Source organism: Bacteroides sp. DH3716P, from assembly GCF_025914115.1.
In the GTDB taxonomy this organism is placed as follows: domain Bacteria; phylum Bacteroidota; class Bacteroidia; order Bacteroidales; family Bacteroidaceae; genus Bacteroides; species Bacteroides ovatus.
The window spans coordinates 2,934,501-2,948,815 of sequence record NZ_CP083673.1 but is presented as its reverse complement, the minus strand read 5'-3'; the positions used below and the strand labels follow the sequence as shown (position 1 = coordinate 2,948,815).

Below are 14,315 nucleotides of genomic sequence, written 5' to 3'. Positions count from 1 at the left end.
ATTAAGAATTAATATCTTTGCGTTACTTTTTCTGTGTGAGCAGAAGGAGGTTGGCAAATAGACGATATTTCAATTACAAACATTTAATTTATACCTAAAATGACTAAGAAGTTGTACTTGCCTTTACTCATGGCAATGGTTGTTGCATTATTCTCTTCTTGCAGCAAAAAAATGGGTGAATTATCAGCTGATTACTTCACTGTTACTCCGCAAGTGCTGGAGGCAGTAGGTGGTAAAGTTCCTGCGACCATCAATGGTAAATTTCCTGAAAAGTATTTCAACAAGAAAGCGGTTGTAGAAGTTACTCCGGTTTTGAAATGGAATGGCGGCGAAGCTAAAGGCCAACCAGCTACTTTCCAAGGTGAAAAAGTGGAAGGTAACGACCAGACTATCTCTTACAAGATGGGCGGTAGCTACACTATGAAAACTTCTTTTGACTATGTTCCGGAAATGGCTAAGTCTGAATTGTACCTGGAATTCAAAGCTACTATCGGTAAGAAAGTAGTTACTATTCCTGCTGTGAAAATTGCTGATGGTGTAATCTCTACTTCTGAATTAGTAAACAATACATTAGGTAACGCCAACCCTGCATTGGGCGAAGACGCTTTCCAACGTATTATCAAAGAAAAACACGATGCTAACATCATGTTCTTGATCCAACAAGCTAACATTCGTTCCAGCGAGTTGAAGACTGCTAAAGAATTCAACAAAGAAGTAGCTAACGTAAACGAAGCTGCTAACAAGAAGATCAGCAACATCGAAGTTTCTGCATACGCTTCTCCTGATGGTGGTGTAAGCTTGAATACTACTCTTGCTGAAAACCGCGAAAACAACACAACCAAGCTGTTGAGCAAAGACCTGAAGAAAGCAAAAATCGACGCTCCGATCGATGCTAAATATACTGCACAGGACTGGGAAGGTTTCCAAGAACTGGTTTCTAAATCTAACATCCAAGACAAAGAGTTGATCCTCCGCGTTATTGCAATGTATCAAGACCCTGCTCAAAGAGAAAGCGAAATCAAAAACATCTCTGCTGTATACAAAGAATTGGCTAACACTATTCTTCCTCAGTTGCGTCGTTCTCGTTTGACTTTGAACTATGAAATCATCGGTAAGTCTGACGAAGAAATCACTAAACTGGCTTCTTCTAATCCTTCTGAACTGAATGTAGAAGAATTGCTGTATGCTGCTACACTGACTAGCGATCCTGCTAAACAAGAAGCTATCTATACTCAAGCTACCAAACAATTCCCGAACGATTACCGTGGTTACAACAACTTGGGTAAATTAGCTTACCAGGCTGGTAACATTGACAAAGCTGAATCTTACTTCAAGAAAGCTGCCAGTGTTAATGCTACTCCTGAAGTTAACATGAACTTAGGTTTGGTTTCTTTGATGAAGGGTGACAAAACTGCTGCAGAAGCATACTTCGGTAAAGCTGCCGGAACAAAAGAACTTGGCGAATCTATGGGTAACCTGTACATCGCTCAAGGTCAATATGAAAGAGCAGTTAACTCATTCGGTGACTCTAAGACTAACAGTGCTGCTTTGGCTCAAATCCTTGCTAAGGACTACAACAAAGCTAAAAACACATTGGCTAACGTAACAAGACCGGATGCTTACACTGACTACCTGATGGCAGTTTTAGGTGCTAGAACTAACAATTCTTCTATGGTAACAAGCAGCTTAAAGAGCGCAGTTGCTAAAGATTCGTCATTAGCTAAGAAAGCAGCTACTGACTTGGAATTTGCAAAATACTTCACAAATGCAGATTTCATGAACATCATTAAATAAGAGAATTACCACTCTATTTTAAATATTAAGAATTGCCTGTCATTATAAATGACGGGCAATTCTTTTTTTTTATCTGTAAAAACCGTACTTTCGCAGAAAAGAAATCAAAGCAATGAAAAAGAGTAGCATTTTAATCCTCATAATCATTTGTCTATGCAGTTGTGGTAAATCTTCAAAGAAGGTTAGCATAACCGGGGAAATCAAAGGCCTGGGCACAGATACGCTTTATCTGTATGGAATGGACGAATCATTCGACCGGATAGATACCATTTTCGCGAAGAACGATAAATTCTCTTATACAGCTTCAATAGACACCATTACTTCTGCCTTTTTACTTATTGACAATCAGACAGAATATCCAATCTTCCTTGACAAAGGAAATCAGATCAAAATAAAAGGAGATATCAATCACCCGGAATATCTGGATATCAATGGTAATATATATAATGAAGAGTTTACAAACTTTCAGAAAGAACTAAATAGCCTGCCTACCCCATCCGAGAAAGATTTAGAGCAAAAAGCAGAAGAATTCATCACGGCACATCATTCTTCTTTTGTCAGTCTTTACCTGTTGGATAAATACTTTGTGCAGAAAGACTCTCCTGATTTCAACAAGATAAAGAAATTAATTGAAGTCATGACAGGAATACTGCAAGACAAGCTATACATCGAGCAACTGAATGAAGCCATTTCCTTGTCCGAAAAGACAGAGATAGGCAAATATGCTCCGTTTTTCAGCCTTCCTAACATAAAAGGAGAGAAAATTACCCGGTCATCAGAAGATTTCAAGAAAAAGAACTTGTTAATCAACTTTTGGGCTTCATGGGGAGATAGCATTTCCAATCACCAAAGCAATACCGAGTTAAAAGAGATCTATCAGAAATATAAGAAGAACAAACATATAGCCATGCTCGGTATCTCCCTTGATATGGATAAACAAGAATGGCAGGATGCTATAAAACGTGATACGCTCAATTGGGAGCAAGTCTGTGATTTTGGCGGACTAAATTCCGAAGTAGCCAAACAATACGCCATCAAGCAAGTTCCCAGCAACATTCTTCTGTCGGCAGACGGTAAGATTCTCGCGAAAAACCTCAAAGGAGAACAATTGAAGAAGAAAATTGAGGAAGTAGTCACTGCTGCTGAAGAAAAGGAAAAACAAGACAATAAGAAGAAAAAATAATCAATAATCAAACGTGTTAATTAAAGTATTCGGAGCGGCTGTTCAAGGGATTGATGCAACACTCATAACAATCGAAGTCAACAGCTCGCGCGGCTGTATGTTCTATCTCGTCGGCCTTCCGGATTCTGCGGTCAAAGAAAGCCATCAACGTATTATCTCCGCATTGCTGGTAAATGGCTATAAAATGCCCACTAGCAATATAGTAGTCAATATGGCACCAGCCGACATCCGAAAAGAGGGTTCAGCTTATGACTTGCCTCTTGCCATCGGATTGTTAGGGGCTAACGAAACAATCTCTTCCGAGAAGTTTTCCCGCTATTTGTTAATGGGCGAACTAAGTCTGGACGGAAGTATACAACCTATCAAAGGTGCGCTTCCCATTGCTATCAAAGCGCGCGAAGATGGTTTCGAAGGACTAATCATCCCCCAACAAAACGCACGGGAAGCTGCCGTTGTCAATCAATTAAAAGTATACGGAGTCAGTAATATCAAGGAGGTCATCGAATTCTTCAATAATGAACGCGAATTAGAGCCGACTGTTGTTAATACACGGGAAGAATTCTATCAACAACAGACAAACTGTGACTTGGATTTTGCAGACGTTAAAGGGCAAGAGAATGTAAAAAGGGCACTAGAAGTTGCAGCAGCCGGAGGGCATAATTTAATAATGGTAGGTGCTCCGGGTAGCGGTAAATCGATGATGGCCAAACGCCTTCCTTCCATTCTTCCTCCTCTTTCTCTGGGTGAAAGTCTGGAAACCACCAAGATACATTCAGTTGCCGGACAACTGAAACGCGGTTCATCATTGATTTCCCAACGCCCATTCCGCGACCCTCACCACACAATTTCCCAGGTGGCGATGGTTGGCGGAGGTAGTTTTCCACAACCCGGAGAAATCAGTCTGGCACATAATGGGGTACTTTTCTTAGATGAATTGCCGGAATTCAACCGAGGAGTGCTGGAAGTGTTGCGTCAACCATTGGAAGACCGCCAGATCACTATTTCCCGCATCAAAAGTACTATCAGCTATCCGGCCAATCTGATGCTGATTGCATCCATGAACCCATGCCCCTGTGGATATTACAACCATCCGACAAAAGCATGCGTATGCAGCCCCGGACAGGTTCAAAAGTACTTGAATAAGATATCCGGTCCATTATTAGATCGCATCGACATTCAGATAGAGATTGTACCTGTACCCTTTGATAAGATTTCCGATCAAAGACAGGGAGAATCGAGCAATATCATCAGACAGCGAGTGATAAAAGCCCGTCAAATGCAGGAAAGACGCTACACCGAATATACCGGAATTTATTGCAATGCACAAATGAACAGCAAACTGCTTGCAATGTACGCTCAACCGGATGCCAAAGGACTTGCATTGCTAAAAAATGCAATGGAACGACTCAATTTATCTGCCCGAGCCTACGACCGGATTTTAAAAGTTGCCCGTACAATCGCCGATTTGGAAGGAGCAGAACAAATACTCCCCAATCATTTGGCAGAGGCTATCAGTTATCGGAATCTCGACAGAGAGAACTGGGCTGGATAATAACAATGAATATAAACATAAGAGAATTATTTCATCGATAACACTATCTTTTTTCATATATTTGTTTTACATTTGTGACAAACAAATATGCAATCATATGAAAACATCAATAACAAGTCTTTTAATGATATTTTGTTTGAGCATATTGGCTTATGCGCAAACTCCCCAGGACAGAGCCACAGAACTAAAAAAACAAGCGCAAAGCAGTCTCAATCAAAAAGATTACATCAAAGCGCGTTACTTATTCAAAAAAGCATACGAAGCATTTGCAACCCGCGGAAACTATCCACAGGCGATAGAATGTGGTGTTCAGGCCAATGCTTTATACGTCAGAGAGAACTTTTACAAAGAAGGATTCGAACTTTGTCGTGACATGGACCAACTTATATGGACCGGAGAGCAAAATCAGAAGAAAGTCTTTTATGACCTCCGCTTCCTCGTAAACAAGGAGCGGTTGCAGATGTACACGGCACTTAAAAATCCAGCCCAAGCAAAAACACAGCTGAATAAATTGGAAGAAACCGCTAACCTTGCCAAGAATGACTCACTGACAGAGGTTTTACTGTATACAAAAGCCAACTATTACTATACATTTAACCAAAACACGCAAGGTGATGCCTGTTTCCGCAAACTGATTAATCAATATAAGGAAAAGAAAGACTATGCCAAAGTGAATGATTGCTACAAGAACCTTATCGGAATTGCCCGTAAAGCCAATAATGCCCCTTTAATGGAACGCACCTATGAAAGTTACATCGTTTGGACAGACTCCGTGAAAGCTCTGACAGCTCAAGACGAACTGAATGTACTGAAAAGGAAATATGACGAAAGCCAACTGACTATACAAGAAAAAGACGACACACTATCAGCCAAACAATACATCATTATAGGTCTGTGTGTTCTTGTAGTCATCCTCGTTGCCGGACTGGCAATACTGGCCGCCATATTACTGAAATTTATAGCCGGCAACCGCAAATTAAAGAAAAGTGTGAAGATTGCCAATGAACATAATGAATTAAAAACCAAATTCATTCAGAACATATCCTCACAGATGGAACCGACTTTGAATACGTTGGCTACCTCTGCGAATGAACTTTTACAGAAAGCCCCTCAAGAAGCGAGCCAAATGCAGAGCCAAGTCGCTGCTCTGAAGAAATTCAGCGATGATATCCAGGAACTGTCTTCATTAGAGAATTCATTAACCGAACTCTATGAATTGGGTGAAATCAACGTAGGTACTTTCTGCGAAAATGTAATGGATAAGGTTAAGGAGCATATAAAAATAGATGTTACTCCTTCAGTCAACGCTCCCAAACTTCAGGTAAAGACAAACAAGGAGCAACTGGAACGTATCCTTCTCTATTTACTGAAAAATGCAGCCTACTACACCGAACAAGGACGTATCAGCCTTGAGTTCAAGAAACGTGGTGCACATACTCATCAATTTATCGTGACGGATACGGGAATCGGTATTCCGGCAGAGCAACAGGAAAATATTTTCAAGCCTTTCACGGAAGTGAAAGACCTCACTACAGGAGATGGGCTAGGATTACCAATCTGCTCACTTATCGCCGCAAAAATGAATGGTAGCCTGACGCTAGATACCAGTTATACCAAAGGAACCCGTTTCATACTGGAACTTCACGTCTAAATTTTGCATAAAACGAATAACTTGTATCATTAGATTACTTTCTAATTTGTTTATTATAGTTACCTTTAGCAAAGAGTATTCCAAACGCAAACTTGAAAACATACAAAAATATGAACAATTTCCCATATAAACGGATATCACGTTTTAAATAAACCTTTGAGTAGTTTATTAAGAACAGTATTTGAGTTTATTAAAAACTTTGCAATCGGATTTCCGAGTTCTCAACTCTATCTATTACAACAAAAAGGCTGCAAATTTCATGAAATTTGTAGCCTTTTTGCCTATAGCCGATACACCATTTCTGATACTAATCAGGAAATAAAAAGCATTTGTCAAGAACCTATTGTTTTTTTGCTGAAAAAATAAAGAGAAAACTAACTTATATATAATAAGATAGCCTTCTCTCTATTTATAAACTGACTTTCCGCTTTATTCTACAGAATATCATCTCACGATATTTTGTATCAATAAATATCAGACAATAAGATCTTACTCTTGCGGCATATTTCCCATTTTTACCACTGAATAGCTTGGTCTGTATCAGGAATCAAGCTATTAACTTTTCGTTCCATCAACATACTACCTTCAGCACGACAAGGTACAACGATATCTTTATCTTCATACGTTGTCACATCATCATACGTATATGACATATAAATCGTCGTGAAATGATGTTCCAAATAAGGAGTTACTTCATCTAAAGACATGCTAGTCGTATAAGTAGGCGCATCTCCTATAAGTCGGAAGTTCATGGCATTAGTCGGATCGGCAGGTTCAGCTGTCAGTGTCCCATTTTCGTTAAAAGTCAACACAATCTTATATTTATCTCTATCCTTCAATTCTTCACTAATGACTCCGGCATAGAAGAAGCATTGATTCTCACTCACTACATGCAAGGTACGTGTACTTGAAACCATAGCACTCGTATTATCCATCATATATACAAACATATTGGTGGCCCCATAAGCTCCTGAATAATCATTAAACGGCATCACACGGAGAAGTGCTTTACGATAATTCTTGCGTGGATTCGGATCATACGAGTCACTATCCAAAATCGTCAATGGAAGTACCCATTTATCAACAAGATCCAGTCCGCTAAATTTGAATTTAATATCAAACAAACCTTGACATTCCCCAGCCGGAATATGACAAGTAGGAGAGGCAAACTCATAGTGTTTCTTATCCAGCAATTGAAAATACAAGTCTTCACGTTGTTTCCAGCGAGCTTCATTCAAACCAATCAATGTATCCGGATCCACATCAATAGCAACATCCAGATCTCTTTCATTCATAGTAGAGCCACCTACAATCACCGGTAGCCGATAAGTCACTTCACCGTTCGCTTGATAACGCAAATATACATCAGTCACTCCCTTACTATTGACAGGGGCTTTCAATCCGACATTTTGCACATACACTTCTTCCACCCATTCATTGTTACATGCACCAGTCAGAACAAGCGTTAATAACAATATAAAATATACGATATAATTTTTCATATTTTTCCATTTAATAAGGTTAATCATAATATGTCCATCCCGGGTTCTGAGTCAGACGCAAGTTTCTTCTCAACTGATCATGGGAAATCGGCCAGAAATACATTTTACGGCTAAAAGTAGTCGGCAAGTTCGAATTGATCACTTGAGTATGAAATAAGTCTCTTTCTGTTTTACTCATATATGCATTGCAACCATACATCTGCTGCGACTCCTCATATTCGGCATCCTTCCAACGGCGCAGATCAAAGTAACGACTGTTTTCTGCAAATAACTCTATCTGGCGCTCATGCTTCAAATGCTTGCGGAACTCATCAGCATTCTCATAAACATCTGATCCAAAATCGGGAACTCCTCCACGAATACGAACTCTGGAAATAGCATAACTCATTTCATTCTTATCACGTGAAATATCATAAGACTGAGTTCCATCCCATGAAGGAATCTGATAAGTACTCGCACCTAATTCATTTAATGCCTCTGCATACCATAACAACACGTCAGCATAACGAATACCAATCACAGGCTTTGAGATAACCCCTCCCTCTGTCTTAAAGTTGTCACGAGAACTAACAAATTTCCTGATCCCAATACCAGTAGCCAACCAACGATCACCTGAATTACTCCAGCCACTCTCTTCACCACGATAATACCATATGATTAGATTCCGGTCATACGACTGTACAGCATTAGTACCATTCCATAAGCAACCATTGTATGCTACCGTAGCATAAAAACGTGGTTCACGATGTCCATATTGTTTATTCACACCTTCCACCAATGGTGCCCAATCACCACTAGCTGCTTCCTCGGCACTCACATAATTTTCATCACCCGTCCAGTCTTTCGTCTTATCAAAAGGTTTTCCGGTATTCATCTGATAGGCATCGCATTGCTTACCTGTCATAGCATGACAATTATAACCTCCGAATGCTATTGGCATCTGATGTTGAATCATCGTATTGATATCTCCGTTGTTCTGTCCGGTTGTAAAAATCATCTCTTTGTTTTCCGAAGGAAAAATCACTCCATTAAAAAGTGTCTCGTAAGACTGTAACGGGTCAATATTCCGCCATCCTGCAGGAAAATCCGCATGAGAATATACCGCATGCGTAGGAGGAGCAATCGTTGCCGGATTATCAATTGTACCAGTAGAGTGAGCTGAGACCGTATGTAGCTCATACACACCCTTACGACCAAGTTCTACCACATCACGAGCAGCTGCTGCCGCCTTTGCCCACTTTTCTTCATTGTATTCTTGAGCCATCAGATAGCGTCCTTCATCATCCACCAAATCCGTGAAACGTTCAGTATCGGTTGGACGCGGATTATTGAGAGGGCTGGCAGCATAAAGCAATGCTTTTGCGCGAGTTGCCAAAGCTGCTCCGCGAGTAGGACGTGCCATATTACGTGTATCACGTTTCAATGGTAAGTCTTTCGCTGCAAGCTTCATTTCCTCTGCAATGTAGTTGACACAATCGTCATACGTGCTACGTGGGATATAAAGATCCTCATAAGCAGCATTATAGTCCATCACACCATCATTAGGTATAATTGGTATAGGCCCGTACTTTTGCAACAACTTCCAGTAGAAATAAGCGCGTACAAAACGAGCCTGTGCCTTATAATCAACAATTTCATCCGGAGTCATTTCTTTATTTCTGTCAATATTATGAATAAAAATCGAGGCATGACGGATACCATCATAAGCTTGTGCCCAGGAGTCTTGTTTCCAATTCTCATCATATTCACAATATTTGAATACACGATATTCAAGATTACGGTCGCTATAACACATATCGTCAGAAAAGTTAGTAATACAGTTATCTTTCGAACCAATATCGATGTTACTCCATGTCAGCCAAGCGTATGCAGTCGCCAACCATTGTTCCGACCATTCTTTATTTTCGAATATATTTTCCAAACTCTGGGTATTTTCTCCCAATTTCCCCTCCACGCTCAAATAATCTGAACAAGAGGAAACCATCATTCCCATACTGATAATGGTGGAAAACAATATATGTTTCTTTTTCATATTTCGTATTATATATTAACAGTTAAACCTAAAGTGAGCATTTTAGACAATGGATACTGCTGCCCGTTAGAGCTCCCCATTTCAGGATCCCATAATTTGAACTTAGAGAATGTTAACAGATTTGTCCCGATAAAGAAGATGCGTACATTATTCATCAAGATTGCACGACTGATGTTCTTTGGAAGTGTATAACCCACCTCTACCGTTTTCAGGCGCAGATATGAACCATCACGCAACCAATATGTCGATTCACGGTTATTGTTACTGTTATTCTGCCAGGTCAAACGAGGATATTTGGCATCAGGATTCTCATTCGTGCCAAGACTCCAGTAGTTTCCTACTACATCCGTAAGAATGTTACCCCAGTCACCACCACTAAATGGTCTGACTCCAAAACCATCAATAAAGAAAGAGGATTTACCAGCACCTTGGAAATGTAGATTCACATCGAACCCTTTCCATGTAGCAGACATACCAAAGCCGTAAATCAAATTCGGACGGGTTGTAGAACCAATAGGTACCCTATCACTATCATTAATCACGCCATCACTGTTCACATCTTTATATTTAATATCACCAGGCATTACTGTTCCCCATTCTGTTTGTTGAGGACTGTTACGTATATCATCATAATCCTTAAATAAGCCAAGAGCTATCAGACCTTTCGCTTGATTGACACGATACCCTGTATCACGTATATAAGGATATGCGCTATTTGCCTCGTCAGCAGCCAGAATCTTATTATTACTATAAGTGAAATTACCGCGTACAGTCAGACTGACATTGCCTATATCCTGTTTGAAAGCCACATTTCCATCAAAACCGGTAGAACGTACCTTACCTACATTCGCACTAGGTGTAAGATAACTCAAACCTAAAGTTCCTGGCAAACTTTGACGCTGCATAAAGATTCCATCACGTGTTTCATGAAAATAATCTACAGTACCAGTAAACCTGTCATCCCATAACGAGAAGTCAACACCTATATCATGCTTAGTAGCAATCTCCCATGTCACACCAGAAGAAGATATCTGCTTATAAATCTGTCCATTATCCACATTAGGAGTATTGTAATCTCCCCAATTATAAGGATTTCTACTTTCAAAAAGCTCCAGATAAGGGAAACGAGTTCCAATATTGTCACTACCTACCTTACCATAAGAATAACGAAGCTTAAACATATTCATCCATTTCAGATTCTTCTTAATAATAGGTTCTTCCGCAATATTCCATGCTACTGAGTATGCAGGAAAGAAGCCAAACTGGTTGCCTGGGGCAAAATTTTCTGAACCATTGTAACCAAAGTTGAAATCAACCATATAGCGATATTTCCATCCATAGGTAATACGACCAGCAAGTCCCATGTGTCTATTAGGTAGCCAATCATAGCCGGCTGTACTTTGTGTGTTGACATATTCATCCTGAGTATATTTCAACGTACCGCCCACCGAATGATCACCGAATCGACGATCATATTGCAAAATAGCCTCCAAAAACTGCCTACGGTTACCTGAAGCAGAAGACTCATGAAACATCAGCTGTTTCTCTGCCACTTTTTTGAAAACGATTTCCCCGTTAGAATCTCGCTGACGTTCGGCTTGCCATTGTTCAGGCCACTGCTTATGATTACGATAGTTATTGTTATAAGTATCAAATCCAAAACGTCCGGTAAACTTCAAACCTTTCGTTATAAAATCCAATTTCTGATCCAAAGTCGCATTCGTTTGAATTACGTTCTGCCACTCCTCATAATAACCGGTTTGTGTAGCAATTACCCATGGATTAGTACGTTCACTTGTTCCTGCAGCCGGAATTCTTCCGTTCGAAAAAATCACCGGCATATTAATAGGTGTTTGTCCCATTACGGACTTCCACAATGCATCAGAGCCAAGTCCCGGATCATTCTGAGTAGAAAGCCAGCCTGAAACACCTACCGTCACCATGGTGGTCTTTGTAACATCAAAATCTACATTCATACGATAGTTCCAACGCTGGTAATTGGCATTTGTATTATAATCTTTCAACTTACCGTCTGTCTTATACATACCTCCCTCGCTAACATAGCTTGCTGACACAAAGTAGCGTGCCACAGAACCACCGCCACTTATATCAAGATTAGCACGATAAGTCATTGCACCGTCTCTTAACAATACATCCATCCAGTCTACATTCGGATACAAATCCGGATCCAGTCCTGTCTGAATCAGTCTCAACTCATCTTGGGAATACATCGGCTGTTGAGAACGAGTTGTACGTGATTCGTTCAGCATGGTAGCGTAAGTATAACCATCTACAAAGTCAGGAGTCATGGTACGTGTATTATAAGAAGTTTCCACTTTCGCATTGATATTAATTTTACCAGCCTTACCTCTCTTAGTAGTAATCAACACTACGCCATTTGCACCACGACTACCATAAATTGCTGTAGCTGAAGCATCCTTCAATACAGAGAATGACTCAATATCTTCCACATTGACTTCATTCAGGCTACGTTCGAATCCATCTACTAAAACCAATGCTCCGGAACCTGCCCCAAAAGTAGAGATACCACGAATCCAGAATTCTGACATATTGGCTCCCGGTCTACCGGAAGTCTGCCTTGCTAACACACCAGGAACATTTCCAGCCAATGCATTTGCCAGACTTGAAGTAGGAGATGACTTCAACACATTCACATCTACCGTAGAAACTGCACCTGTCATTGTTATTTTCTTTTGAGCACCTGTACCGGTGATAACCACTTCATCAATCACACTAGCAGAAGATTCTCGCAATGTGACATCAATCTTACTCATATTATCCTTTATCAGGACTTCTTGTGTTTCAAATCCTATATAAGAAAAGATCAGCGTACTGTAAGGAGCTATTTTAATCTTATACTCACCATCAATGTTGGTGATAACTCCCAAACCTGCAACATTCTTTACCGAAATATTGACTCCAGCCAAAGGTATCTTTTCGGCATCTCTGACCATACCGGTTACCTCTATCGTCTGACTCTGGGCATACATATCAATGACGTAACCTGTTGTCAATAATAATATCATAAATAAAAATTTCCTCATAAAATAAGAATTGTGTGTTAATCATCAATTTACTGTAATGCAATGGTACGAACACGGTGATTACCGTTGTCACCAACATAGAAAGTACCTGTAGACTCTTCATAACAAAGTCCTAAAGGATAGTTGAAACGTGCTGTTTCACGAGGATCACCGTCAATATATCCTGACACGATCTGATCTGTCGAATAACTTCCACGACCGGCAAACGTTGTAACAATACCATCAGGAGTGATCTTACGAATACAATGATTGGCAGCATCAGTAAGATAAAAATCATATATATCCGCACGTTGCTCTGCCACATATTCTTCGTTCAACACAAAACACCCTTGCATTGGATTATCAAAACGGGCAGAATTCTGGGATGCGTCCTTGTAACCATATGATCCGAACTCTCCAGCAAAAGTAATAGGAGTTTCCAGATATTTACCAGCCCAATTATATTCTGCTTTCATCACACATTGCTTGTCACGTGCTATTAAATAGGCAAAATTTCCACTTGGATGAAAAGTAACACATTGGAACCAGCCGCTTGGTCCCATCTTGGCAATCTGCTTCGGATCCCACATTTGTGTCTTCTCATTCCAAACCGCTTTATGAAGCGTAGCATCACGACCACGACACAAAAAGATAGTACCATCTATAGGATGCGTGAATAATGTATTGAAATCATCTCCATTTAAAGCCGGATAAGAGTTTTTAAAATTTTCTTTACGAAGTAGGTAATAAGCTCCTGCACGTTCTACATTCCCCTGCGGACAGTTCACAAACATAGTATCCCTGTCCACACTCCAGCCAAGTCCACTCGGAGCACTACTCCAACCAGCAGCACCATTAGTAATCACAGTAGCTATGGAATCCTTATCTAGATAAATTTTACGTAAACTATGTTCATTCTCGAAAAAATAAATGCAACGTTCGCCTGATGATTCGTCATAGTACATGGCAAGAGGAGTTTGAGTTCCTGCTTTATCAAAATTACCATCCGTAATAGAAGTATTGCCTTCACTATCTACTACACCGCACAACGTGCCGACAACTACATTATACTGATAAGAGAACTTTTGGTCAAATGTATAGGTAGCATTCAAACTTTTATCTTTATTCAATATATCCACCTGCACAGACCCTCCATCCGCACGGGAAGGAACAATACAATAAATCTGTGTACCGGAAGAGCTAACAACCTTCGCTTCCTTACCACCGACAACCACTCGTATCAGTGAGGGATCAGTCCCAAAATTACTACCATTGATAAACATGTTCGTGCGTACAGCACCTTCCAAAGGAGAATAGTCAGTAAAAACAACTTCAACATTAGGATCAGAAGCTACATAAGACGGAAGATTTACTTCCACATTTTTGTCCATGCAACTACCCAATCCACCCAAGCAAATCAAGGAAAACAATACAAACCTAACCTGTTTCCCTCCTTTTTTTGTTTTAAAAAGACTTTTCATTGTATTAAATTATTCGTTAAACAATAAATATAAAAATCAAAAGAAAAAATAACTATGCATTATTCCAATGTGCACT

At 40.0% G+C, this 14,315-nt stretch carries 8 protein-coding genes; 4 read left to right on the top strand and 4 right to left on the bottom strand.

The window, feature by feature from the left end:
- Positions 1-99: 99 nt before the first annotated feature.
- From KQP79_RS10915 to KQP79_RS10900, 4 genes are all read left to right on the top strand, one after another.
- Positions 100-1,794 carry a tetratricopeptide repeat protein gene (locus tag KQP79_RS10915; protein WP_008642433.1) on the top strand — a complete coding sequence of 565 codons (1,695 nt, stop codon included), beginning with the start codon at positions 100-102 and terminating at the stop codon, positions 1,792-1,794.
- A gap of 112 nt (positions 1,795-1,906) precedes the next feature.
- Positions 1,907-2,977 (top strand): TlpA disulfide reductase family protein, encoded by a 1,071-nt coding sequence (locus KQP79_RS10910; protein WP_004311167.1) that lies wholly within the window; start codon positions 1,907-1,909, stop codon positions 2,975-2,977.
- Positions 2,978-2,990: 13 nt separating this feature from the next.
- Positions 2,991-4,529 (top strand): YifB family Mg chelatase-like AAA ATPase, encoded by a 1,539-nt coding sequence (locus KQP79_RS10905; protein ID WP_004311166.1) that lies wholly within the window; start codon positions 2,991-2,993, stop codon positions 4,527-4,529.
- 97 nt (positions 4,530-4,626) lie between these two features.
- The gene (locus KQP79_RS10900; RefSeq protein ID WP_032852407.1) at positions 4,627-6,180 is read left to right on the top strand and encodes a sensor histidine kinase; all 1,554 of its coding nucleotides are present in this window, start codon (positions 4,627-4,629) and stop codon (positions 6,178-6,180) included.
- 515 nt (positions 6,181-6,695) lie between these two features.
- Here the strand turns inward: KQP79_RS10900 and KQP79_RS10895 are convergent.
- The 4 genes from KQP79_RS10895 to KQP79_RS10880 are packed head-to-tail and all read right to left on the bottom strand — an operon-like array spanning position 6,696 to position 14,239.
- Entirely contained in the window at positions 6,696-7,682 is a 987-nt protein-coding gene (locus KQP79_RS10895; RefSeq protein ID WP_004311164.1) for a DUF4973 domain-containing protein, read from the bottom strand.
- A 19-nt stretch (positions 7,683-7,701) separates the two neighbouring features.
- Entirely contained in the window at positions 7,702-9,714 is a 2,013-nt protein-coding gene (locus tag KQP79_RS10890; protein WP_004311163.1) for a RagB/SusD family nutrient uptake outer membrane protein, read from the bottom strand.
- Between the two features lie 8 nt (positions 9,715-9,722).
- The gene (locus tag KQP79_RS10885) at positions 9,723-12,779 is read right to left on the bottom strand and encodes a SusC/RagA family TonB-linked outer membrane protein (RefSeq protein WP_004311162.1); all 3,057 of its coding nucleotides are present in this window, start codon (positions 12,777-12,779) and stop codon (positions 9,723-9,725) included.
- Between the two features lie 29 nt (positions 12,780-12,808).
- The gene (locus KQP79_RS10880; protein WP_022199415.1) at positions 12,809-14,239 is read right to left on the bottom strand and encodes an IPT/TIG domain-containing protein; all 1,431 of its coding nucleotides are present in this window, start codon (positions 14,237-14,239) and stop codon (positions 12,809-12,811) included.
- Positions 14,240-14,315 lie beyond the last annotated feature (76 nt).

Bases quoted from the DNA above. Each gene is read 5' to 3' on its own strand.
- KQP79_RS10915 (WP_008642433.1), top strand. From the start codon at position 100: ATGACTAAGAAGTTGTACTTGCCTTTACTCATGGCAATGGTTGTTGCA.
- KQP79_RS10895 (WP_004311164.1), bottom strand. From the start codon at position 7,682: ATGAAAAATTATATCGTATATTTTATATTGTTATTAACGCTTGTTCTG.
- KQP79_RS10885 (WP_004311162.1), bottom strand. From the start codon at position 12,779: ATGAGGAAATTTTTATTTATGATATTATTATTGACAACAGGTTACGTC.
- KQP79_RS10900 (WP_032852407.1), top strand. From the start codon at position 4,627: ATGAAAACATCAATAACAAGTCTTTTAATGATATTTTGTTTGAGCATA.
- KQP79_RS10880 (WP_022199415.1), bottom strand. From the start codon at position 14,239: ATGAAAAGTCTTTTTAAAACAAAAAAAGGAGGGAAACAGGTTAGGTTT.
- KQP79_RS10910 (WP_004311167.1), top strand. From the start codon at position 1,907: ATGAAAAAGAGTAGCATTTTAATCCTCATAATCATTTGTCTATGCAGT.
- KQP79_RS10890 (WP_004311163.1), bottom strand. From the start codon at position 9,714: ATGAAAAAGAAACATATATTGTTTTCCACCATTATCAGTATGGGAATG.